25 protein-coding genes are annotated in these 22,189 nt (G+C 69.2%); 16 read left to right on the top strand and 9 right to left on the bottom strand.

The features are described from left to right. Positions 1-4: 4 nt before the first annotated feature. Complete coding sequence (gene ponA2, locus V4U86_RS01880; RefSeq protein WP_395309613.1) at positions 5-2,461, bottom strand: transglycosylase/D,D-transpeptidase PonA2; 2,457 nt, start codon at positions 2,459-2,461, stop codon at positions 5-7. A gap of 225 nt (positions 2,462-2,686) precedes the next feature. Here ponA2 and V4U86_RS01885 point away from each other — a divergent pair, with 225 nt between their 5' ends. Beyond that, on the top strand, positions 2,687-3,043 hold the full coding sequence (locus V4U86_RS01885) for a WhiB family transcriptional regulator (protein WP_395309614.1): 357 nt from the start codon (positions 2,687-2,689) through the stop codon (positions 3,041-3,043). A gap of 6 nt (positions 3,044-3,049) precedes the next feature. Here the strand turns inward: V4U86_RS01885 and V4U86_RS01890 are convergent, their stop codons facing one another. Continuing rightward, positions 3,050-4,180 (bottom strand): ArsA family ATPase, encoded by a 1,131-nt coding sequence (locus V4U86_RS01890; RefSeq protein WP_395309615.1) that lies wholly within the window; start codon positions 4,178-4,180, stop codon positions 3,050-3,052. A 7-nt stretch (positions 4,181-4,187) separates the two neighbouring features. Next, on the bottom strand, positions 4,188-5,225 hold the full coding sequence (locus V4U86_RS01895; protein ID WP_395309616.1) for an ArsA-related P-loop ATPase: 1,038 nt from the start codon (positions 5,223-5,225) through the stop codon (positions 4,188-4,190). A 48-nt stretch (positions 5,226-5,273) separates the two neighbouring features. On the opposite strand from V4U86_RS01895, the gene V4U86_RS01900 reads away from it, so the two are divergent. The 3 genes from V4U86_RS01900 to V4U86_RS01910 are packed head-to-tail and all read left to right on the top strand — an operon-like array spanning position 5,274 to position 6,713. Further along, complete coding sequence (locus V4U86_RS01900) at positions 5,274-5,438, top strand: hypothetical protein (RefSeq protein ID WP_395309617.1); 165 nt, start codon at positions 5,274-5,276, stop codon at positions 5,436-5,438. Then, on the top strand, positions 5,435-5,896 hold the full coding sequence (locus V4U86_RS01905; RefSeq protein WP_395309618.1) for a RidA family protein: 462 nt from the start codon (positions 5,435-5,437) through the stop codon (positions 5,894-5,896). The genes V4U86_RS01900 and V4U86_RS01905 overlap by 4 nt, the downstream gene beginning before the upstream one ends. Before the next feature lie 34 nt (positions 5,897-5,930). Beyond that, positions 5,931-6,713 (top strand): MBL fold metallo-hydrolase, encoded by a 783-nt coding sequence (locus V4U86_RS01910; RefSeq protein ID WP_395309619.1) that lies wholly within the window; start codon positions 5,931-5,933, stop codon positions 6,711-6,713. Between the two features lie 69 nt (positions 6,714-6,782). On the opposite strand, the gene crp is transcribed toward V4U86_RS01910, so the two are convergent. Further along, entirely contained in the window at positions 6,783-7,457 is a 675-nt protein-coding gene (gene crp / locus V4U86_RS01915; RefSeq protein ID WP_019510750.1) for a cAMP-activated global transcriptional regulator CRP, read from the bottom strand. Between the two features lie 141 nt (positions 7,458-7,598). Further along, the gene (locus V4U86_RS01920; protein ID WP_395311880.1) at positions 7,599-7,811 is read right to left on the bottom strand and encodes a hypothetical protein; all 213 of its coding nucleotides are present in this window, start codon (positions 7,809-7,811) and stop codon (positions 7,599-7,601) included. A 184-nt stretch (positions 7,812-7,995) separates the two neighbouring features. Here V4U86_RS01920 and nth point away from each other — a divergent pair, with 184 nt between their 5' ends. Genes nth through marP form a run of 4 tightly spaced genes read left to right on the top strand, consistent with a single transcriptional unit; the run spans position 7,996 to position 11,270 of the window. After that, positions 7,996-8,676, top strand: coding sequence for an endonuclease III (gene nth / locus V4U86_RS01925; protein ID WP_395311881.1), 681 nt, complete (start codon positions 7,996-7,998; stop codon positions 8,674-8,676). Beyond that, on the top strand, positions 8,673-9,323 hold the full coding sequence (locus V4U86_RS01930) for a TlpA family protein disulfide reductase (RefSeq protein WP_395309620.1): 651 nt from the start codon (positions 8,673-8,675) through the stop codon (positions 9,321-9,323). The genes nth and V4U86_RS01930 overlap by 4 nt, the downstream gene beginning before the upstream one ends. Then, positions 9,316-10,083 (top strand): NUDIX hydrolase, encoded by a 768-nt coding sequence (locus V4U86_RS01935; protein WP_395309621.1) that lies wholly within the window; start codon positions 9,316-9,318, stop codon positions 10,081-10,083. Before V4U86_RS01930 ends, V4U86_RS01935 begins: the two co-directional genes overlap by 8 nt. Beyond that, positions 10,080-11,270, top strand: coding sequence for an acid resistance serine protease MarP (gene marP, locus V4U86_RS01940; protein WP_395309622.1), 1,191 nt, complete (start codon positions 10,080-10,082; stop codon positions 11,268-11,270). Before V4U86_RS01935 ends, marP begins: the two co-directional genes overlap by 4 nt. Here marP and V4U86_RS01945 read toward each other — a convergent pair. Both V4U86_RS01945 and V4U86_RS01950 read right to left on the bottom strand, forming a co-directional pair. Continuing rightward, positions 11,258-12,229 (bottom strand): alpha/beta fold hydrolase, encoded by a 972-nt coding sequence (locus V4U86_RS01945; protein WP_395309623.1) that lies wholly within the window; start codon positions 12,227-12,229, stop codon positions 11,258-11,260. The two genes, marP and V4U86_RS01945, sit on opposite strands and share 13 nt — an antisense overlap. 10 nt (positions 12,230-12,239) lie before the next feature. Continuing rightward, the gene (locus V4U86_RS01950) at positions 12,240-12,743 is read right to left on the bottom strand and encodes a phage holin family protein (protein ID WP_395309624.1); all 504 of its coding nucleotides are present in this window, start codon (positions 12,741-12,743) and stop codon (positions 12,240-12,242) included. A 135-nt stretch (positions 12,744-12,878) separates the two neighbouring features. Here V4U86_RS01950 and V4U86_RS01955 point away from each other — a divergent pair, with 135 nt between their 5' ends. Continuing rightward, complete coding sequence (locus V4U86_RS01955; protein ID WP_395309625.1) at positions 12,879-13,550, top strand: S1 family peptidase; 672 nt, start codon at positions 12,879-12,881, stop codon at positions 13,548-13,550. 12 nt (positions 13,551-13,562) lie between these two features. Here the strand turns inward: V4U86_RS01955 and acs are convergent, their stop codons facing one another. Then, complete coding sequence (gene acs / locus V4U86_RS01960) at positions 13,563-15,509, bottom strand: acetate--CoA ligase (RefSeq protein ID WP_395309626.1); 1,947 nt, start codon at positions 15,507-15,509, stop codon at positions 13,563-13,565. A gap of 125 nt (positions 15,510-15,634) precedes the next feature. On the opposite strand from acs, the gene V4U86_RS01965 reads away from it, so the two are divergent. Continuing rightward, entirely contained in the window at positions 15,635-16,372 is a 738-nt protein-coding gene (locus V4U86_RS01965) for an oxidoreductase (RefSeq protein WP_395309627.1), read from the top strand. Positions 16,373-16,762: 390 nt separating this feature from the next. On the opposite strand, the gene V4U86_RS01970 is transcribed toward V4U86_RS01965, so the two are convergent. Next, positions 16,763-17,602, bottom strand: a complete 840-nt coding sequence (locus V4U86_RS01970; RefSeq protein ID WP_395311882.1) for an HAD-IB family hydrolase — start codon at positions 17,600-17,602, stop codon at positions 16,763-16,765. Positions 17,603-18,096: 494 nt separating this feature from the next. Between V4U86_RS01970 and ssd the strand changes: the two genes are divergently transcribed. Genes ssd through V4U86_RS02000 form a run of 6 tightly spaced genes read left to right on the top strand, consistent with a single transcriptional unit; the run spans position 18,097 to position 22,184 of the window. Next, the gene (ssd, locus tag V4U86_RS01975; RefSeq protein WP_395309628.1) at positions 18,097-19,152 is read left to right on the top strand and encodes a septum site-determining protein Ssd; all 1,056 of its coding nucleotides are present in this window, start codon (positions 18,097-18,099) and stop codon (positions 19,150-19,152) included. Next, entirely contained in the window at positions 19,149-20,315 is a 1,167-nt protein-coding gene (locus tag V4U86_RS01980) for a TadA family conjugal transfer-associated ATPase (RefSeq protein WP_395309629.1), read from the top strand. The genes ssd and V4U86_RS01980 overlap by 4 nt, the downstream gene beginning before the upstream one ends. Next, positions 20,312-21,094: a type II secretion system F family protein gene (locus V4U86_RS01985; protein WP_395309630.1), complete on the top strand. Its 783-nt coding sequence runs from the start codon at positions 20,312-20,314 to the stop codon at positions 21,092-21,094. Before V4U86_RS01980 ends, V4U86_RS01985 begins: the two co-directional genes overlap by 4 nt. Beyond that, the gene (locus V4U86_RS01990) at positions 21,091-21,648 is read left to right on the top strand and encodes a type II secretion system F family protein (protein WP_395309631.1); all 558 of its coding nucleotides are present in this window, start codon (positions 21,091-21,093) and stop codon (positions 21,646-21,648) included. Before V4U86_RS01985 ends, V4U86_RS01990 begins: the two co-directional genes overlap by 4 nt. A gap of 9 nt (positions 21,649-21,657) precedes the next feature. After that, positions 21,658-21,864, top strand: coding sequence for a DUF4244 domain-containing protein (locus tag V4U86_RS01995; RefSeq protein WP_395309632.1), 207 nt, complete (start codon positions 21,658-21,660; stop codon positions 21,862-21,864). Continuing rightward, complete coding sequence (locus V4U86_RS02000) at positions 21,861-22,184, top strand: TadE family type IV pilus minor pilin (RefSeq protein ID WP_395311883.1); 324 nt, start codon at positions 21,861-21,863, stop codon at positions 22,182-22,184. Before V4U86_RS01995 ends, V4U86_RS02000 begins: the two co-directional genes overlap by 4 nt. The last annotated feature ends 5 nt before the right edge of the window (positions 22,185-22,189 follow it).

The raw sequence follows: 22,189 nt of genomic DNA on the forward strand, positions 1-22,189 counted from the left end.
CAGATCACGGCACCGGTGGGGGCGGCGGCGGAGGTGGTGGGGGCCCGAGTACGGGCACCGTGATGGGCGGCAGGCCGGGGATCTGGATGACCGTCTCCCCGACCGGGGCGGGCAGCCCCGGGATCGGCGGCAGACCCACCGGCGGCGGCGGGGGAGCCGGTGCGATGCCGTTGCTGGTCAGGATGGTGATGATCGACCCGGGAATGGTCTGCCCGGACGGGGAGGTGCCCACCACCGCACCGGCCGGGGAGTTGCTGTTGACCGAGGACGGCTGGTCGGCCACCTGGAAGCCGGCCTCCTTGAGCCGCTGGCGTGCCAGGTCCAGGTTCATGCCGCCCACGCTGGGCACCCGGGAGCCCGGGCCGCCCTCCACGTAGCGCGGATCGGTCGGCGGCAACGTCACGTTCTCCGGCGTGATCGGCTTCATCGCGCTGAACCAGGTGCGGGCCGGCTCGTTACCGCCGAACAGGTTTCCGGATCCACACTGGCGCAGCGGGAACGAGCACAGCTCACTCGGGGTGGTGGAGTCGTCGTAGATGTAGTTGGCCGCGGCGAACGCACTGGTGAATCCGAGGAACGCCGAGGAGCGGTTCGATTCGGTCGTGCCGGTCTTGCCCGACATCGGTAGATTCCAGCCCACCGAGCCGGCCGCCCCGGCCGCGGTACCGGCGCCGGTGTCGTCCTTGCTCAACGCATTGGCCAGCGTGTTGGCCAGCCCTTCGGGCACCACCTGCTCGCAGGTCTCGGTGGTCACCGCGACCTCGGTGCCATGGCGGTCATACACCTTGTCGATCGGGTTGGGCGGGCACCACGTCCCGCCGGAGGCGATGGTCGCGGCGACGTTGGACAGCTCCAGACCGTTCACCTCGATGGGGCCCAGCGTGAACGAACCGATGTTCTGCCGCTTCACGAAATCGGCGAGGCTTTCGGTGCTGTTCGGGTCGTAGTCACGGGCGGTGCCGGGCAGCGCGTAGGACCGCAACCCCAGCCGGACTGCCATGTCCACGGCCTTCGGCACCCCGACCTGGGAGATCAGTTTGGCGAACGCGGTGTTCGGGGAGGTGGCCAGCGCATCGGTGATGTTCATCGAATCCCGGTAGCTGCCCGCGTTGCGCACACACCAGGTGGCCGGCGGGCACCCCGGGGAGCTGCTGCTGCCCAGGCCCTTGGCCTGGAACGCCGGCGGCACCGGCAGTTGGGTGTCGATGCCCATGCCCATCTCCATGCCCGCCGCGACGGTGAAGATCTTGAACACCGATCCGGCGCCGTTACCGGCCAGCGAGAAGGGCTGCGGTTGCATGGTCTCCCCGGCGTCGGTGTTCAGGCCGTAGGTGCGGTTGCTGGCCATCGCCACCACCGGATGGGCTTCCTTGCCGGGCCGGATCACGCTCATCACACTGGCCACGCCGGTGACGTCGCTGGGCGCGTACTGGTTGATCGCGGACTTGACGTTGGCCTGCACATCGGGATCCAGCGTGGTGCGGATCAGGTATCCGCCCTTGGCGATCTGCTCCTTGCTGATCCCGGCCCGGGCCAGGTACTCCAGCGCGTAGTCGCAGAAGAAGGCGCGGTCCCCGGCGGCGATGCACCCGCGCGGCAGTTCGTTGGGCTGGGGCAGCACGCCCAGCGGCTCCTGCTTGGCGGCCCGCAGCGCCTCGGCCTCCTGCGGCACGTTCTCGATCATGGTGTCCAGCACCAGGTTCCGGCGGGCAAGTGCCCCTTCCGGATTGGTGTAGGGGTTCAGCACGCTGGTGGACTGGACCATGCCGGCCAGCAATGCGGCCTGCTGCCAGTTCAATTCGGAGGCATTGATGCCGAAATAGGTCTGGGCGGCGTCCTGGACGCCGAACGCGCCGTTGCCGAAGGACACCAGGTTCAGGTAACGGGTCAGGATCTCCGGTTTGGTCAGCGTCTTGTCCAGCGTCAGCGCCATCCGGATCTCGCGCAGCTTGCGGGCCGGGGTGGTCTCGATCGCCGCGCGCTTCTCCGCGTCGGTCTGGGCGACCACCAGCAGCTGGTAGTTCTTCACGTACTGCTGCTCGATGGTGGACCCGCCGCGGGTGTCGGTCTTGCCGGACAGGTAGCCGGACAGACCGGTCAGGGTGCCCTGCACGTCCACCCCGTTGTGCTCGGCGAACCGCTTGTCCTCGATGGAGACGATCGCCAGCTTCATGGTGTTGGCGATCTGATCGATGGGCACCTCGAAGCGGCGTTGGCTGTAGAGCCAGGCGATCGGGTTGCCGCGCACGTCGGTCATCGTCGAGACCGCGGGGATGTCCCCCTCCACGAGTTGGGCCGACCCGTTGGCCACCACATCGGAGGCCCGGTTGCTCATCAGGCCGATGCCGCCGACGACGGGGAACATCAGCGCGGCGGCGATGACCGCGGCCAGCAGGCAGCACCACATCAGTTTGATGACCGTCACCGCGACCGGCGGGGGCGTCGAGGGCTGCTCAGGCATGAGTTACAGAGTAGCCAGCGGGTCCAATCGGGGCCTGCGAGCGGTGCGAATGCCGAGTTTGCGGGGCCGACGGCACGGCCGTCCCAAAAAATCGTGATCTGACTGTTGCGTAAAAGGCCAGTGACCACCTAGCTTGGACACACAATGCGATTCAGGTAACACTCTTGACGCAATGTGGCGCAGATTACATCTGCATGGTATGTAGTCCGGACGAAGGGATTGCTGGTGTCAGTTACAACATCCGCCACGCACAAGATCGGTGCAGGCGCCCAACACCACTCTGTCGTTCCGGGCGCCGAGGCGGAAGCCCGGATCGCGTGGGTTTCGCAGGCACGCTGCCGCCAGGCGGACCCCGATGAGCTGTTCGTGCGCGGTGCCGCCCAGCGCAAGGCGGCCGTAATCTGCCGGCACTGCCCCGTCATCGCCGAATGCGGCGCCGACGCGCTGGACAACCGGGTGGAGTTCGGTGTCTGGGGCGGGATGACCGAACGTCAGCGCCGTGCCCTGCTCAAGCAGCACCCCGAGGTGGTGTCCTGGGCGGATTTCTTCGCCGCCCAGCGCAAGCACCGCAGCGCCGTCTAGCGCCGCCTAGGCGGCACCCGCGCCGGTGAGCTGATCACCGATCGCGCGCAGCGCTTCCAGGTCCGACACATCGAACGGAAGCGACGGCACCCCGACGATCGCCACATGCGGGTTGGCGCCGGTGAACCGGGACAGCAGCCGCACCTCGCGCTTGGCGGTGGTGGCCCGGGCGGCGTGGATCCGCAGCACCGCCGCCGCCAGCCCGCCTTCGCCGCGGGTCTCGTCCAGTCGATCGGCCGCCTCTTCGGCGTGCTCGCCCGGAAGCTGGCACAGCGTCGGATGGGTGCGGTTGAGGATCAGGCCCGCCAGCGGCATGTTCTCGCTGGAGAGCCGGTCGACGAAGAACGACGCCTCCCGCAGCGCGTCCGGTTCGGCGGCCGAGACCACCACGAACTGGGTGCCGCGACGCTTGAGCAACTCGTAGGTGCGATCGGCCTTCTCCCGGAAACCGCCGAAGGTCGCATCCAGGGACTGCACGAAACCCGCTGCGTCGGACAACATCTGGGATCCCAGCACGGTGGACATGCCCTTCATGGCCAGTCCCACGGCGCCGGTCACGATGCGACCGATGCCGCGCCCGGGGGCGAGCAACATGCGCCACAGCCGGCTGTCCATGAAGCTGCCCAGCCGTTTCGGGGCGTCCAGGAAGTCCAGGGCGTTACGCGACGGCGGGGTGTCCACCACCACCAGATCCCACTTGTCCTCGGCCAGCAGCTGACCCAGCTTCTCCATGGCCATGTACTCCTGCGTGCCGGCCAGTGAGGTCGCCACGGTTTGGTAGAACTGGTTCTCCAGAATCGATTCGGCGACCCCGGGCCCGGAGTACTGCAGCACCATCTCGTCGAAGGTGCGGCGCATATCGAGCATCATGGCGTGCAACTCACCGGTGACCTCGGGGGCCAACGGGACCCGCTGCGGGTTGTTGCCGAGGCTCTCGATGCCCAGCGACTGCGCCAACCGCTTGGCCGGGTCGATGGTCAGCACCACGACGGTGCGGCCGATCTCGGCGGCGCGCAACGCCATCGCCGCGGCGGTGGTCGTCTTGCCGACACCGCCGGCCCCGCAACACACGATCACCCGGTTGGAGGTGTCGGACAGGATGGCGCCCAGATCCAGGGCGGCAGGAGTGGTGCTCATGACGGGGTTACCTCACTCCTTGAGCGGCGAGTGCTTCGGCGAGTTCGTACAGGCTGCCGAGGTCGACGCCGTCGGCGATCGCGGGCAGCTCCAGGCGGGCCACTTCCAGATCCTCGAGCATTTCCGCACTTTCGGTGCGTGCCGCGATCCGGGTGGCGTGCTGGATGGACTCGGTGAGCAACCCGGCGAAATCGCTGTCCGACAACGTGATTCCGACAGATTCCAGGTCGGTCCGGACGGCGTCGGCGTCGATGTCGCCTTCGGCGGCCTTGACCAGGTCCGCGGGCGGTAGATAGGACGGGATGTTGCGGTTGACGATGACGCTGCCGATGGGCAGGCCCAGGTCCCGCAGTTCGCTGATCGCCTCGATGGTCTCCTGCACCGGCAGGGCCTCCAGCAGCGTCACCAGGTGGATCGCGGTCAGATCCGAATGCAGGATCTTGACCACCCCGTCGGCCTGGGAATGCACGGGGCCGCCCTTGGCCAACTCGGACACCGCCTTGGTGACGTCGAGGAAGCGCGAGATCCGCCCGGTCGGCGGGGCGTCGACGACGATCGCGTCGTAGGCGGTCTGGTTGAGCTTGGCCGTCTTCGCCGGATTGTCCGAGCGCACCACGATCTCCTTGATCTTGCCGGTGAGCAGGACGTCCCGCAGACCCGGCGCAATCGTGGTGGCGAACTCGACCGCGCCGATCCGGCGCATGGCGCGCCCGGCGATGCCGAGGTTGTAGAACATGTCGAGGTATTCCAGGAACGCCGCCTCGGTGTCGATGGCCAGCGCATTGACCTGGCCGCCACCGTCGGCGGTCGCGATCTTCACCTCTTTGTAGGGCAGCGGCGGGACGTCGAAGAGCTGGGCGATGCCCTGCCGGCCCTCGACCTCGACCAGCAGCACCTTGCGTCCGCCGGCGGCCAGCGTCAGCGCCAGCGCCGCTGCGATCGTCGACTTTCCGGTGCCACCTTTGCCGGTGACGAAATGCAGCCGTGCCTTGGTGAGGCGGGACGGCCAGCCGACCGGCTTGCGGTCGTTGGATTCGTGTTCCACGCCTGCATGCTAACCATGCGGATGCCGTCGGCGGATAAGCTCGCCCTCATGAGTGAAGTGAGCCGTTGGGAGTACGCCACCGTTCCGTTGCTGACGCATGCGACCAAGCAGATCCTGGATCAGTGGGGATCGGACGGCTGGGAGCTGGTGTCGGTGCTGCCGGGCCCCACCGGTGAGCAGCACGTCGCCTACCTGAAGCGGCCCAAGCAGTGAGCCAGGGCTGGTCGGCCCGGCTCGCCGAGCTGGGCATCGAACTGCCCGACGCGGTGGCCCCGCTGGCCGCCTATGTGCCCGCGGTGCGCACCGGCAACCTGGTCTACACCGCGGGGCAGTTGCCCATCGCCGGGGGTGAGCTGCTGGCCACCGGCAAGGTCGGCGCCGAGGTGACCGCCGAGCAGGCCAAGGAACTGGCCCGCCAGTGCGCACTCAACGCGCTGGCCGCCGTGCACGCCCTGGTCGGCGTCGACGCCGTCGTCAAGGTGGTCAAGGTGGTCGGTTTCGTGGCGTCCGCGCCCGGCTTCGACGGGCAACCCGGCGTCATCAACGGAGCCTCCGAACTGTTCGGCGAGATCTTCGGCGAGCAGGGCGCGCACGCCCGCTCGGCGGTCGGCGTGTCCGAACTGCCGCGCAATGCGCCGGTCGAGGTGGAGATCATCGTCGAGATCGCGTGAGCGATCGAGCGTGTCAGGGAGATCGCGTGACCTCATGACCCATCCCGCGTACGGCGTGCTGAGGCCCGTCCTGGAAACAGACACCGCGACGGTGTCCGTCTTGCTCTGCGACAACCCCGGGATGATGACGCTGGACGGCACCAACACCTGGGTGCTGCGCGGACCGGGCAGCGACGAGATGGTGATCGTCGACCCCGGCCCCGACGATGTCGAACACATCGACCGTATCGCCGCATTGGGCCGGATCCCGCTGGTGCTGATCAGTCACAAGCACGGCGACCACACCGACGGCATCGACATGCTGGTGGAACGCACCGGCGCGGTGGTGCGGGCGGTGGGCAGCGGATTCCTGCGTGGTCTGGGCGGGCCGCTCACTGACGGCGAGGTGATCGATGCGGCGGGGTTGCGCATCACGGTGATGGCCACCCCTGGACACACCGCCGACTCGCTGTCGTTCGTGCTCGACGATGCGGTGCTGACCGCCGATACCGTGCTGGGCCGCGGCACCACCGTCATCGACGACGAGGACGGCAGCCTGGCTGCCTACCTGGACTCGCTGCGCCGGCTACAGGGACTGGGCCGGCGCACGGTGCTGCCCGGGCACGGCCCCGATCTGGAGGATCTGTCGGATATCGCGGCCAAGTACCTGGCGCACCGCGAGGAACGACTGGACCAGGTGCGTGCGGCGCTGCGGGTACTCGGCGAGGACGCGACCGCGCGACAGGTCGTCGAACACGTCTACACCGATGTGGACAAGAAGCTGTGGCCGGCGGCGGAGAAGTCGACGCAGGCCCAGCTGGATTACCTCAGACAGTGATTTGTGGAGTCTCACCCGTGGTCATCACGGTGGTCATCACGGTTGAGACCCCACAAATCGAAAGTCGGGTCACCTCGCGCGGCGCGCCAGTCGCTCGGAGTCGCTGATCAGGACGCTCTTGCCCTCCAGCCGGATCCAGCCGCGGTGCGCGAAGTCGGCGAGCGCCTTGTTCACGGTCTCCCGGGAGGCGCCGACGAGCTGGGCGATCTCTTCCTGGGTCAGGTCGTGGGTGACGCGCAGCGCGCCGCCCTCCTGGGTGCCGAAGCGCTGGGCCAACTGCAGCAACTGCTTGGCCACCCGGCCGGGCACGTCGGTGAAGATCAGGTCTGCCAGGTTGTTGTTGGTGCGGCGCAGGCGACGCGCCAGCACGCGCAGCAGCTGCTCGGCAATCTCCGGGCGGTCGGCGATCCAGGCGCGCAGTGCCTCACGGTCCATCGACACGGCGCGCACCTCGGTGATGGTGGTGGCGCTGGACGTCCGCGGTCCCGGGTCGAAGATCGACAGCTCGCCGAACATGTCCGACGGCCCCATGATCGTCAACAGGTTTTCCCGGCCGTCCGGGGAACGTCGGCCGATCTTCACCTTGCCGGACGTGATGATGTAGAGCCGATCACCGGGCTCGCCCTCGGCGAACACCGTGTGCCCGCGCGGAAAATCGACGGGCTGCAGCTGTTTGGTCAGCGCAGCGACCGCGGTGGGTTCTACCCCTTGGAAGATTCCGGCCCTGGCCAGGATCTCGTCCACGTTGCCCCTCTTTAAGCTCTTCGGTGATATGACACGCTCGTTTTGACATGTCGTGGCCAACAGCACAGCTGGTTAGCGAAATCATTCTAGAGGTTGGCCGCTTCGACGCGGTCGGCAGAAGCCGCTCGCGACGAGCCAACGCTACACACGATTGGGTTGGCGGGTCGCCGGAAACTGCGGATTGCTCCCCAGAGACGCCGTCGGCCGGGTCGGTGGGCCGGTCGACGCGAACTGATCGCGGGGAGCCGGACGCCTGCGTTCCAGCAAATCGGTCCCGACGTTCCGGCGCAGGGTAGTGGTGTCCTCCCTCTCCAGACCGGCTTCCAGGCGCTCGAGCCCGAGGGTCGCCAACATCAGCAACCCGGGAATGAAGGCGACCAGCAACCAAGACACACCGCAAAGTAAACACGGGCAAGGTCTCAACGGGATCACGTTTTGTCACCGGTCGGCACCGGGTCCGGGCAAGCATTTCAGTACGCTGATCCGGGTGAGCGCGAAGACCGAGACCAGGCTGGGGCTGGTCCGGCGCGCCCGGCGGATGAATCGCACCCTGGCGAAGGCCTTTCCGCACGTCTACTGCGAACTGGACTTCACCACCCCGCTGGAGCTGACGGTGGCGACCATCCTGTCGGCCCAGTGCACGGACAAGCGGGTCAACCTGACCACCCCGGCACTGTTTCGGAAGTACCCCACCGCGCTGGCCTACGCCCAGGCCGACCGCACCGAACTCGAGGAGCTGATCCGGCCCACCGGCTTCTACCGAAACAAGGCCAACTCGCTGATCAACTTGGGCCAGCAGTTGGAGGCCCGATTCGACGGTGAGGTGCCCGCCAAGCTCGAGGACCTGGTGACGCTGCCCGGGATCGGCCGCAAGACCGCCAACGTGGTGTTGGGTAACGCGTTCGGCATCCCCGGCATCACCGTCGACACCCACTTCGGCCGGCTGGTCCGGCGCTGGCAGTGGACCGATGAAGAGGATCCGGTGAAGGTCGAGCACATCGTCGGCGAGCTGATCGAACGCCGCGAATGGACCCTGCTGAGTCATCGCGTGATCTTCCACGGCCGCCGCGTCTGCCACGCCCGCCGCCCGGCCTGCGGGGTGTGCGTGCTGGCCAAGGACTGCCCGTCCTTCGGGGCGGGTCCCACCGACAAACTGACCGCGGCAGCCCTGGTGAAAGGTCCGGAGACCGAGCACCTGCTGGCGCTGGCCGGGCTGTGAGCCGTTCGGCCCGCTGGACCGCGGCAGTACTGATCATCCTGGTGGCGCTCGGCTACGCGTTGTGGCGTGAGCTCGACACCGGCACCCCGCAATCAGACGATGCCCGGGCGCCGGCCGCCCGGGACCACCGGGACGCCGACACCCCACAGGCCCTCGCCGAACCCCGCGCGCGCGCCGACCTGGCGCCCTGCCCGGCGGCCGGCGCGGCGCCCGGCCCGCAGTCGTTGCGCGGGATCAGCCTGGAATGCGCGGGGGATGGCACCACGGTGGATCTGGCGCCGGCGCTGGCCGGACGTCCGGTGGTGCTCAACCTGTGGGCCTACTGGTGCGGACCGTGCGCGGACGAACTCCCGGCGCTGGCCGAGTACCAGCGGCGGATGGGCGACCGGGTCACCGTGCTGACCGTGCACCAGGACGAGAACGAAACGGCGGGCCTGCTGCGGCTCGCCGAGCTGGGCGTGCGACTGCCCACCCTGCAGGACGGGCGCCGCCTGGTCGCCGCCGCACTCAAGGTTCCGAACGTGATGCCTGCGACGGTCGTTCTGGCAGCGGACGGTAGCGTGGCCGAAATCCTGCCGCGACCGTTCACCGACGCCGACGAGATCGCTGCGGCGGTGAATTCTTCGATAGGAGTGCCGGTTGGGTAACTTGCTCACGCCGGAGGCTGCGCCTGCCTGGCTGCGTCCCCTGGTCGACAACGTGACCTCGGTGCCGGACGCCTACCGCCGCCGGGTGCCCGCCGACGTGCTGGCATCGATCAGCGCCGCCAACGAATCCGCCACCCGAGCGGGCACCAAACGCGACGCCGCGGTGCTGGTGTTGTTCTCCGGCCCCGCCGATGCCCCCGCGGGCGGTCCGCCACCGGAGACCGACCTGCTTGTCACGGTGCGTGCGTCCACGCTGCGAAACCACTCGGGCCAGGCGGCATTCCCGGGTGGGGTGTCGGATCCGGAGGACGACGGCCCGGTGTCCACCGCCCTGCGCGAGGCCCGTGAGGAGACCGGCGTGGACACCGACCGGCTGGCACCGCTGGCGGTGCTGGACCGGATGTTCATCCCGCCGACCGGATTTCATGTGGTGCCGGTGTTGGCCTACTCGCCCGATCCCGGACCGGTCCGCGTCGTCGACCCGGCCGAGGCGGCCATCGTTGCGCGGGTTCCGCTGCGCGCCTTCATCAATCCGGAAAACCGGTTGATGGTGTACCGCGAGGCGAACACCAGCCGGTTCGCCGGCCCGGCGTTCCTGCTCAACCAGATGCTGGTGTGGGGGTTCACCGGGCAGGTGATCTCGGCGATGCTGGACGTCGCCGGGTGGGCGCAACCTTGGGATACCGACGACGTGCGCGAGTTGGACGAGGCAATGGCGCTGGTTGGCGGCGCCAGCCAGTACGGTGAGGCCCAACAATGACATCGTCCCAGTGGCTCGACCTCGCCATCCTCGCCGTCGCCTTCGTGGCCGCGGTCTCCGGATGGCGCTCGGGTGCGCTCGGCTCGCTGCTGTCCTTCGTCGGTGTGGTGCTCGGCGCGGTCGCCGGTGTGCTGTTGGCCCCGCACGTGGTCGGCGGCATCGACGGCCCCCGCACCAAACTGTTCGCGACGCTGTTCCTCATCCTGGCTCTGGTGGTGATCGGCGAGATCGCCGGTGTCGTGCTGGGGCGCGCGGTGCGCAGCGCCATCCGCAATCCGGCGCTGCGGGCGGTGGACTCCCTGATCGGTTCGGCGCTGCAACTGGTCACGGTGCTGGTGGCGGCCTGGCTGCTGGCCACCCCGCTGACCAGCCAGCCGACCCTGGCCGGTGCGGTCCGCGGATCGAAGGTGCTCAGCGAGGTCGACGCGGTCGCGCCGGAATGGCTGAAGAAGGTGCCGACCCGGCTGGCGAACCTGCTGGACACCTCCGGGCTGCCCGCGGTGCTGGAGCCCTTCAGCCGCACTCCGGTCGTCGCGGTGGACGCACCCGATGCGGGCCTGGCGGCGTCGCCGGTGGTGGAGGCGACCCGCGGCAGCGTCGTGAAGATCCGCGGGGTTGCGCCGAGCTGCCAGAAGGTGCTGGAGGGCAGCGGTTTCGTCATCGCACCGAACCGGGTGATGTCCAACGCACACGTGGTGGCGGGGGCGGAGACGGTCACCGTCGAGGTCAACGGCGAGTCCTATGAGGCCAGCGTGGTGTCCTACGATCCGAACCAGGACATCTCGATCCTGGCCGTCCCGGACCTGCCCTCGGTGCCATTGCTTTTCGATGATTACGAGGCCAAGCCGACCACCGATGCGATCGTGATGGGCTACCCGGGCGGCGGGGATTTCACCGCGACACCGGCCCGGGTGCGCGAGACCATCGAGCTCAACGGTCCCGACATCTACAACTCCACGACCGTCAACCGCACCGTCTACACCATCAGAGGGACTGTCAAACAAGGCAATTCCGGCGGTCCGATGATCGACAAGGACGGCAAGGTGCTCGGCGTGGTGTTCGGTGCCGCCGTCGACGACGCGGACACCGGGTTCGTGCTGACCGCCCAGGAAGTGTTGCCGCAGCGGCTCAAGGTCGGCAACACCACGCCGGTGCCGACCGGCACCTGCATCGGTCAGCCGGAATAGAGCTCGCCGAGGAACCCGGTCAGCTCGTCGTTGACCCGCCCCGGGGTCTCCTCGTGCGCGAAATGACCGGCGCCCTCGATGGATACGAATCGACCGCTGGGCACGATGAGCTGCGTGCGGCGCACCGGGTCGGCCAGCACGTAGGGGTCGCTCAGGCCGCGTAGGTGCAGCAGCGGAACGGTGAGCGGTCTCTTCATCGAGTGCATGAAGCGGCGCCCTTCGGCGCGTAACTGGCTGCGCACCGCCCAGCGTTGGTACTCCAGAGTCGAGTGCGCCGCACCCGGGATCTGGATCGCCTCCCGCAGGTGGCGGATCGTCGCCGCGAAATCCTCGGTGCCCTTCCAGGCGTCCCCGGCGCGGCTGCGCACCACGCGTTCGACCTCGATCGCGTTGTGCCGCATCAGTTTGCGTTCCGGCCAGATGGGCAGTTGGTAACGCAGCAGCCAGGGCAGCAGCGCCCGGCGCTGAGCGGAGTCGGCGAGAACCGATTCGCGCAGCGCGGCGGGATGCGGTGAGCTCACCAACGCGACGGCGTCGACGGCCCGCGGGTGCAGCAGGGCGGTGGCCCAGCACACCAGACCACCGTCGGCGTGGCCGACCAGGGTCGCCGAACTGTGGCCCAAAGCCCGCACCAGGCCGGCGGTGTCACCGGCCAGCGTCCACCCGTCGTAGCCGCGTGGGGGTTTGTCGCTGCCGCCGTAGCCGCGCAGGTCGACGGCCACCACCCGGGGTCTGATCTCTCCTGTCGTCGCGTCGCTCAGCCCGCGCAGCTGGTGGCGCCACGACCACCAGAAGGATCCGAAGCCGTGCAGCAGGATCACCAGGGGACGGTCGGGCGCCGGGGCGTCGCCCGCCACGGCGGATTCGACCACATGGAAGCGGATGCCGTTGGCGTGGACCTGCAGGTGCCGCCACGGTCCGTCTATGCGCACAACCGACGGATCCGGACGGGCGTGCATGACGCGTCGGCTACCAGCCCGACGGGTCGGTGGTCAGTGCGGGACGCGGTGCCTCCGCGGGCCGGTCGTGGCCCGGGGTCAGCGCCTCCTTGGTCTCCTTCACCGACTCGATGGTCTGCCGCGGGCCGCGGATCCGGCGCACCTTGAGATAACCGAAGAGGGCCAACGCGATCGTGGTCAGCACCATGATGCCGAACACGATCAGGAACGCCGCCCAGCGCCACAGCCAGGTATCGAGCAGTTCGGCGATGAAGAAGAACAGGAAGAAGGTGGAGTAGAACAGCACCACCAGCGCCGCGATGAAGAAGATGCTGCCGGTCAGGCCCTTCTTGACGTCGCGGGTGATCTCGGCCTTGGCCAATTCCACCTCGGCGCGCACCAGCGTCGAGACCTGTGCGGTGGCGTCCTTGACCAGGTCGCCGATGGACGGGTCGACCTTGGGAGCGTGTGGATCGACGAGCGGAATCGACGTCACGGTGGCTGGTACGCCGTTCTTGCGGTCCCCATTACTCATGCGGGCTATGTTGCCATGATCCTGGGGCGAGCGAAGCGACGGGGAAAGTTGCCGACCCCGGGTCGTCCGTTACAGCCGACATAGAATGGCCGGAACCGACTGAACGGGGAGATCTTGAGGCACCGCTGGCAGTACGTGGCGCGTTTGTTTTCACTGCTGGCCGGTGCAGCCCTGCTGGCCGCTCCGGCGGCGCAGGCCGACGGGCCGGTGGAACTCGGTGGGGGATCCGGGATCGTGATCGACGGTCACGCCTTCTGCACGCTGACCGCGATCGGGCACGACGCCCGCGGCAAGCTCATCGGCTTCACCTCGGCGCACTGCGGAGGGCCCGGAGCCGTGGTCGCCGCCGAGGGGGTGCCGTCGGCCGGGACCCTGGGCGTCATGGTCGCCGGTAACGACAGCCTCGACTACGCCGTCATCGAATTCGATGCGCAGCGGGTGCGCCCGGTGAACACCGTCAAGGGGTTCCGCATCGACGGGCTCGCCCCGGACCCGTCGTTCGGTCAGGTCGCCTGCAAGCTCGGCCGCACCACCGGATACTCCTGCGGCGTCACCTGGGGACCGGGACAGGACCCGGGCACCATCCTCAATCAGGTGTGCGGGCAGCCCGGCGACTCGGGTGCCCCGGTGACCGTGAACAACCGGCTCGTCGGCATGATCCACGGCGCCTTCACCGAGGAACTGCCGACCTGTGTGGTCAAGTACGTTCCGCTGCACACGCCGGCGGTCACCATGTCGATCAACTCGGTGCTGGCCGACATCACCGCCAAGAACCGGCCCGGCACGGGATTCGTGCCGGTGGCCTAGTTCCGGTTTCGGCTACTTGCTGGCGCGGATCGCCTCGAACACGCTGGGGTCGACCAGGGTTGAGGTGTCACCGAGTTCGCGGCCCTCGGCCACATCGCGCAGTAGCCGTCGCATGATCTTGCCGCTGCGGGTCTTGGGCAGCTCCGGAACCACATGGATCTCACGGGGTTTGGCGATCGGGGAGATCTCCTTGGACACCTCGGCGCGCAGCTCGTCGACCATCTGCTCGTGGCTCATCTCGGCAGCGTGGCTCTTCAGGATGACGAAGGCGCAGATGCCCTGGCCGGTCTGCTCGTCGGTGGCGCCGACGACGGCGGCCTCGGCCACCCCGGCGTGCCCGACGAGAGCGGATTCGACCTCGGCGGTGGAGATCCGGTGCCCGGACACGTTCATCACGTCGTCGATGCGGCCGAGCACCCAGATCTCGCCGTCACTGCCGTAACGGGCGCCGTCGCCGGCGAAGTACCAGCCCTGCTCGGCGAACCGGGACCAGTAGGTCTCCTTGAACCGCTCGTCGTCGCCCCAGATGCCGCGCAGCATCGCCGGCCAGGGCTTGTCCAACACGAGGTAGCCGGTGGTCGGCTCGTCGCCGTCGGCGGCGGGCTGCAGATCCTTGCCCTCGTCGTCGACGATCTTGGCCGAGATGCCGGGCAGCGGGGTCATCGCCGAACCGGGCTTGCAGGAGGTCACGCCCGGCAGGGGTGAGATCATCACCGCGCCGGTCTCGGTCTGCCACCAGGTGTCCACGATCGGGGCGGTGTCGGCGCCGAACACCAGGCGGTACCAGCGCCAGGCCTCCGGGTTGATCGGCTCGCCGACCGAGCCGAGCAGCCGGATGCTGGACAGGTCGTGTTCGAAGGCCAGCTCGCGGCCCCACTTCATGAACGTGCGGACCACCGTCGGCGCGGTGTAATAGATGGTGACACCGTACTTTTCGATGATCTGGAAGTGGCGGTGCTCATCCGGGCTGGCCGGGGTGCCCTCGTAGACCACCTGGGTGGCACCGTTGGACAGCGGGCCGTAGACGATGTAGGTGTGTCCGGTCACCCAGCCGATATCGGCTGTGCACCAATAGACATCGGTCTCCGGTTTCAGGTCGAAGACGTTGTGATGGGTGTAGGAGGCCTGGGTCAGGTAGCCACCGGAGGTGTGCACGATGCCCTTGGGCTTGCCGGTGGTGCCCGAGGTGTAGAGCAGGAACAGCGGCTGCTCGGAATCGAAGGCCTCCGGCGTGTGCTCGGTGGAGGCCTTGGGCACGGTCTGGTCCCACCACAGATCGCGGCCGTCGGTCCAGGGCACCTCGATTCCGGTGCGGCGCACCACCAGAACGTGCTGCACCGGGCTGGCATCGCCGAGGCCGTCGAGGGCCTCGTCGACACCGGCCTTCAGCGGGGCGGCCTTACCGCGGCGGAACTGGCCGTCGGAGGTGATGACGATCTTGGCCGAAGCATCCTCGATACGTGCCTTGAGCGCACTCGCCGAGAAGCCGGCGAAGACGACGCTGTGCATGGCACCCAGGCGCGCGCAGGCCAGCATGGCAACGATCGCCTCCGGCACCATCGGCATGTAGATGGCGACCCGGTCGCCGGCTTGCAGACCGAGTTCGGCCAGGGTGTTGGCGGCCTGGTTCACCTCGTCCTGGAGCTGGGCGTAGGTGATGGAGCGGGCATCGCCGACCGGCTCACCCTCCCAGTGGATGGCTACCCGGTCGCCGTTGCCGGCCTCGACGTGGCGGTCCACGCAGTTGTAGGCGACATTGAGCTTGCCGCCGACAAACCACTTCGCGAACGGCGCGTTCGACCAGTCCAGCACCTCGACGAACGGGGTCTGCCAGGACAGCCGGTTGGCCTGCTCGGCCCAGAAGGCCAGCCGATCGCGCTCGGCATCCTCGTAAAGGGCGGCGGTGGCGTTGGCGTTGGCCGCGAAGTCGGCGGGCGGCGGGTACGCGGAGTTGCTCATGGCTGTGACTCTAGTCACCGGGGGTTGCACCGGCGTTGGGTCGTCACAGAAAGCCCTGCGGGCGGCGCGCGTGCTGCGCCGAGCGTCGGAGATTGCGAGCCCAGCGGTCGACTAGCGTGGTCGAAATGACCGATCCACTCGCCCCGCTGGTTGCCCTCGAGGGGGTCGCGGCCGCCGGAGAGGAGGCCCGCGAGGAGCTCGGTCGGGCCCACCGGCACCGCACCAACCTGCGCGGCTGGCCGGCCACCGCGGCCGAAGCCTCGCTGCGGGCGGCGCGGGCGTCCTCGGTGCTCGACGGTGGATCCCTGAACCTGTCCGAGGACGGCCAACCCGACCCGGTGCTGGCCGGTGCGTTGCGGGTGTCCGAAGCCCTGGAGGGTGGGGCCACCGCGCTGACCGGTGTCTGGCAACGCGCACCGCTGCAGGCGCTGGCGCGGCTGCACGCGCTGGCCGCCGCGGATCTGGTCGACGACGAGCACCTGGGACGGCCGCGGTCGGCGCCCGAGGTGGGACCGCGGCTGGAGATGCTGGCCGAGTTGGTCACCGGCGGAACCAATGTGCCGGCCTTCGTGCTGGCGGCCGTCGCGCACGGGGAGCTGTTGACGCTGGCGCCCTTCGGTACCGCCGACGGGGTGGTGGCACGGGCGGTGTCCCGGCTCATCACGATGTCGACCGGTTTGGATCCGCACGGTCTCGGCGTGCCGGAGATGTTCTGGATGAAGCAGTCGGGCAACTACCGGGCGGCGGCCCGTGGATTCGCGTCGGGAACCCCGAACGGGTTGGGCGCGTGGCTGGTGCTCAGCAGTCAGGGGCTGCTTGCCGGTGCGCGCGAAGCGCTTTCGATCGCCCAGTCCAGCAAATGAAGCGGGCGACGATCCGAGGTCAGACTCTCGTCTGATTCGGCTCGCCGCCCGCTAGCACGGACTCCGGTTACCATGCGTGCTCAGGTGGGTTGTGTGGGTGGCCTCGGCGTTCTTCCGGTGCGCTATGACTGCGACCCCACCCAAGGAGTCGTCGACGTCATTCGCTTCTCGCAATTCCGCAGGCCCACAACGCTTCTGCCTATTCCGCGGCATGTGCTCCGCGTGGGTACCGGGGATCCGTGCTGGGAAGCCTGAGTCGGGAGATCACATCTTCTCTTCCGATGTGGCCTTGGCCTCGTCGAGCTTCCGTGCCTCCTTTGTACTACGTGACCGCGGTCACATCAAGTATCAACCGGGGGTGAATCCGGATCGTTACGGCGGACCGTCCAGCTACCAGCGGGTAACGGTGCGGGGCAGAATCTTGCGGAGCACGGAGTAGGTGAGTGCCCCGCCGGCCAGGGCGCTGAGCCCGACTGCCACGGTGGTGGCCACGGCGGCGCCCGACGGTGCGGGCAGCCGATCGCGCAGGGACACCGGCCGGCTGAAGGTCAGGACCGGCCAGCCTCGGGTGGCCGCCTCCTTGCGCAGGCCGCGGTCCGGATTGACCACCGACGGGTGCCCGACCGATTCGAGCATGGGCACATCGGTGATCGAGTCGGAGTACGCGTAGCAGTGTTCCAGCGAGTAGCCCTCCCGGGCGGCGAGCTCGCGGATCGCCTCGGCCTTGCCTTCGCCGTAGCAGTAGAACGCGACCTCGCCGGTGTACTTGCCGTCCTCGACCACCATTCGGGTGGCCATCGCGTGGGTCGCGCCGAGCGCGCGGGCGATCGGCGCGACGATCTCCTCGCCGGAGGCCGACACCACCACGACGTCGCGGCCGCACAGTTTGTGGTCGGCGATCAGGTTCGCGGCCTCGGCGAAGACCAGCGGGTCGACGATCTCGTGCAGCGTCTCGCCGACCACCGAACGCACCTGCTCGACGTCCCAGCCGGTGCACATGTTCGTCAGGTAGGTCCGCATCCGATCCATCTGGTCGTGGTCGGCGCCCGACATCAGGAACAGGAACTGAGCGTAGGAGGACTTGAGTACCGCGCGGCGGTTCAGTAGCCCCTGATCGAAGAACGGTTTGCTGAACGCCAGGGTGCTCGACTTTGCTATGACTGTCTTGTCAAGATCGAAAAAGGCGGCTGTGCGGACCGGTTGGCCGGAGGGTGCTGCGGGTTCCGGCACGCCTGATTCGTCGGCGTGCCCATTGGATGCCGTCACGCGTCACAGCATAGGTGCAGGCCCAGGGACGGGTTTCCCAACGCTGGGAAAGTGGCAGGTCACGACACGTGTCGTAAACTGCACAATTTTTCGCATTTACGGCAAACGTCCTGGATTGCTACTTGCGCGACCGGGCATTTCCGTGTGTATAGTGGGCCTTACTCGGCTGTAGCCGAGTGTGGATCAGCCCGACCCCCCGGGGCTGATACACGACGACCTCCGCCTCCTCCCCCCCTGGCGGGGGTCGTCCCTTTTTCGGGACAAAATTCGCTGATTCGGCCTGATCGGTCGGTTCCGTCCGCGCGGTTCATGATCGTTGCGGAACGCTATTTTCTACGTACGTTGCACAACGTCGGCGGACGCCGGCGAAGGTCCCTGGGTTTCCCACAATCGCCCGTTCATGCACAGATCGGCGGCGACCGCTGGTGCCCGGACGGGCGATTCTGCACGGTGATTCCATGGCGACAACCGCGGCGGTGCTGGCTCTGATCGATGATCCGGTGCTGCGTGACGACGTCGACCGGGTGGCCGCCGCGACGGGGGTCCGGGTGGTGCACGCCCACCGCCCGTCCAGCCGCGCGGTCTGGATGAACGCGCAGGCCGTTGTCCTCGACACGCCGTCGGTCGACCGGTTTTCCGCCGAAGCGCTGCCCCGGCGCGATCGGGTCCTGGTCGTCGGATCGGCCGCCCCCGGCGTCGAGGACTGGAAGGCAGCGGTGTCGATCGGCGCACAACAGGTCATCCGGCTGCCTCAGCAGGACGAGGTGCTCGTCGACCTGCTGGCGGCGGCCGGGCAGGACAACAGCTCGAACGCCGGCCGCGGGATGGTGCTGGCGACGCTGGGCGGATGCGGTGGAGCGGGCGCCTCGCTGTTCTCGGTGGCACTGGCACAGTCGGCGCCCCGGTGCCTGCTGATCGACCTCGACCCGTGGGGCGGTGGCATCGACCTGGCGATGGGGACCGAGAGCACGCCGGGCCTGCGGTGGCCGGACCTGACCCTGCGGGACGGCCGGCTGGGTTTCGACGCGCTGCAGGCGGCGCTGCCACACCGGCACGGGGTCACCGTGCTCTCCGGCGGCCGGGGCGGCGGCGAGGTCGAGGCCGGCCCGCTGGGCGCCGTCATCGATGCGGGCCGGCGCGCCGGGGTGACGGTGGTCTGCGACGTCCCCCGCCGGGTGACCCCGGCCGCCGAAACCGCGCTGGAAACCGCGGATCTGGTGGCGATGGTGGTGCCGGCGGATGTGCGGGCCGCCGCGGCCGCAGGCACCGTCGCCGGATGGGTGAAGTCCGTGAATCCGAACGTCGGTCTGGTGGTGCGTGGCCCGGCGCCCGGTGGGCTGCGGGCCGCGGACGTCGCGGCCACCGTGGGACTGCCGGTTCTGGCCACCATGCGGCCGCAGCCCGGGCTGGCCGACGCGGTGGAGCGCGGTGGGTTGCGGATGCGCGCCCGCTCCCCGCTGACGCGGGCCGCGAACCGTGTCATGGGCGTGCTAGTCGGACAGACCGCATCATGACCGACACCGGATCACTGATCGAGCGGGTCCGGGAGCGGCTCGCCGCCGAACGGGCACCACTGCGGCCCGGGATCGTAGCCGCGGCGATCCGCGCGGAATCCGGCGGTCTGCTCGGGGATACCGAGGTACTGGCCGGTATGCGGATCCTGCAGACCGAGCTGACCGGCGCGGGCATCCTGGACCCGCTGCTGCGCGGTGAGACCACCACCGATGTGCTGGTCACCGCGCCCGACGCGGTGTGGGTCGACGACGGAAACGGATTGCGGCGCAGCTCGATCCGTTTCGACGACGAGGATTCGGTGCGCCGACTGGCCCAGCGCCTAGCACTGGTGGCCGGCCGTCGCCTCGATGACAGCCAGCCCTGGGTGGACGGCCAGCTCAGCTGCCTCGGTGCGGATTCGGTGCGGCTGCATGCCGTGCTGCCACCGGTCGCGGTCGGCGGCACCTGCATATCCCTGCGGATCCTGCGTCCCGCCCGGCAAGACCTCGCCGCGCTGGCGTCCGGTGGTGCGATCGCCGGGCCCGCGCTGGAGCTGCTGCACCGGATCATCGCCGGCCGGCTGGCTTTCCTGATCTGCGGCGGTACCGGAGCCGGGAAGACGACGCTGCTCGCGGCCACGCTGGGCGCGGTCGCCGCGCACGAGCGCATCGTCTGCGTCGAGGACGCACCCGAACTCGCGCCCCGGCATCCACACGTGGTCAAGCTGGTCGCCCGCGGCGCGAACATCGAGGGCGTCGGTCAGATCACCGTCCGCGACCTGGTGCGCCAGGCCCTGCGGATGCGCCCGGATCGCATCGTGGTGGGGGAAGTGCGCGGCGCCGAGGTGGTGGATCTGCTCACCGCGCTGAACACCGGGCATGACGGCGGAGCCGGCACCGTGCATGCCAACAGCGCCGCCGAGGTGCCCGCCCGGCTGGAAGCGCTCGCCGGCCTCGGCGGACTGGACCGGGCCGCCCTGCACAGTCAGCTCGCCGCCGCGGTGCAGGTAATCTTGCAGGTCGATCGTGATGTCCTGGGGAAGCGCCGGCTCGCGGAGATCGCGGTACTGCATCGTGGACCCGATGGGTGGGTGCAGGCGCGCACCGCATGGCACGCCGACCGCGGATTCGGGCCCGGCGCAACGATGCTCAGCTCCCGTCTCGCGGAACGGGGCATCCGGTGACCGCCGCGGCCGTGCTGCTGGCCGCGGCACTGCTGGTGACGCCGGCACCCGCACGGACCAGGCTGGCCGGGGCGCAGCGGGCCTGGAAACCCAGCGCGTGGACGGTGCGGGCCGCGGCGGTGCCGGTGGTGCTCGGTGCCGCCCTCCTGTTGCCGGCGACGGTGTTGCTCGCGGCGGCCCTGCTCGCGATCACCCTGTTCGCCCGCCGGCGCGCGGCGGCCGTCCGTCGCCGGCGGTCTGCCGAATCGGCCGCGCTCCGCGACGGCCTGGACATGGTGGCCGGTGAGCTGCGGGCCGGCGCACATCCGGTGTCGGCGTTCGGTGCGGCGGGTGCCGAACTCGGTGGTGACGTCGGGGAGCGGTTGCTCATGGTCGCCGCGCGGGGACGGCTCGGCGCGGATGTGGCGACCGGCCTGCGCGCGGTCGCCGCACGGTCCCCGCTCCCGGACAGTTGGGAACGGCTGGCGGTGTGTTGGCAGCTGGCGGCCACACACGGTCTGGCGATCGCGACCCTGATGCGGGCTGCCCAGCACGACATCGTGGAACGGGACAGATTCCGGGCCCGGGTGGACGCCGGGCTGGCCGGAGCACGGACGACCGCCGCGGTGCTGGCCGGCATGCCGGTGCTCGGGATCGCGCTGGGACAGCTGATCGGTGCGGACCCGCTGGGTTTCCTGTTCTCCGGAGGCCCGGGAGGCGTGCTGCTGGTGATCGGGATCGCGTTGTCGTGTCTGGGCCTGTACTGGTCGGACCGGATCGTCGCGGGGCTACCGATATGAGTTGGGCTGCTGTGCTTCTCGCTGCCGCGCTGCTGCTGGGCGCCGGGCGGGCGCCGGTCCGGGGAGCACCGTGCGCGGATGCGGCCCGCGTCCGGCCGACCGATCCGCTCGCGGCGGCTTCCTGTTTCGATGTGCTGGCCGCCTGTCTGTCCGCGGGCATGGCGACGGCCTCCGCGGCCGCTGCCGCAGCCGAATTGGCGCCGCCTGCACTGGCCGGTCAGCTCGGCCGGGCGGCGCATCTGCTGGCCCTCGGCGCCGGATCCGAACGCGCCTGGGCCGACCCCGGTGCCGACGGCGATCGGCACGGTGCGGTGCTGGCGCGGCTGGCGCGGCGCTCGGCGAGTTCCGGTGCGGCGCTGGCCACCAATGTGACCGAGCTGGCCGAGCAGGTCCGCGTCGACGCCGGGGCCGCGGCCGACGCGGCAGCCCAGCGCGCCTCGGTGCTCATCGCCGGCCCGCTCGGGCTCTGCTATCTGCCGGCGTTCATCTGCCTGGGCATCGTCCCGGTGGTCGCCGGGCTGGCCGGCGACGTGATGTGGTCGGGTTTGTGGTGAAAGGGAAACATGATGGTAGGAAGCATTATTCGGGAGATCCGGGCGCGGCTCATGCTCGCCGTGGTGGACGAATCCGGGATGAGCACGGTCGAATACGCCATCGGTACCATTGCCGCCGCGGCGTTCGGGGCGATTCTGTACACGGTGGTGACCGGCGACTCGATCGTCAGCGCCCTGTCGAAGATCATCAGTCGCGCGCTGAACACCAACGTCTGACCGGTGACAGCGGTGCGGTCACCGTCGAGGCGGCGTTCGCCATCGCCGCGCTGGTCGCGGTGCTGGTGGTGTGCCTGGCCGGGCTCAATGCGGTGGTGCTGCAGATCCGGTGCGTCGACGCGGCCCGTGAGGCGGCCCGGCTGGCCGCCCGCGGAGACGACGGGGTGGCCGCGGCGCGCCGGGCCGGACCGGACGGGGCGGTGGTCTCGGTCCGGCGGGACGGTGAAACGCTGGTCGCCCGGGTCAGCACGAGATCGCCGCTGCTGCCGGGGATCACCATCGCGGCCGAGGCGGTGTCGGCCGCGGAGCCGGGCCGCTGAGGACA

It is taken from the genome of Mycobacterium sp. AMU20-3851 (assembly GCF_043974665.1).
Taxonomy (GTDB): Bacteria; Actinomycetota; Actinomycetes; order Mycobacteriales; family Mycobacteriaceae; genus Mycobacterium.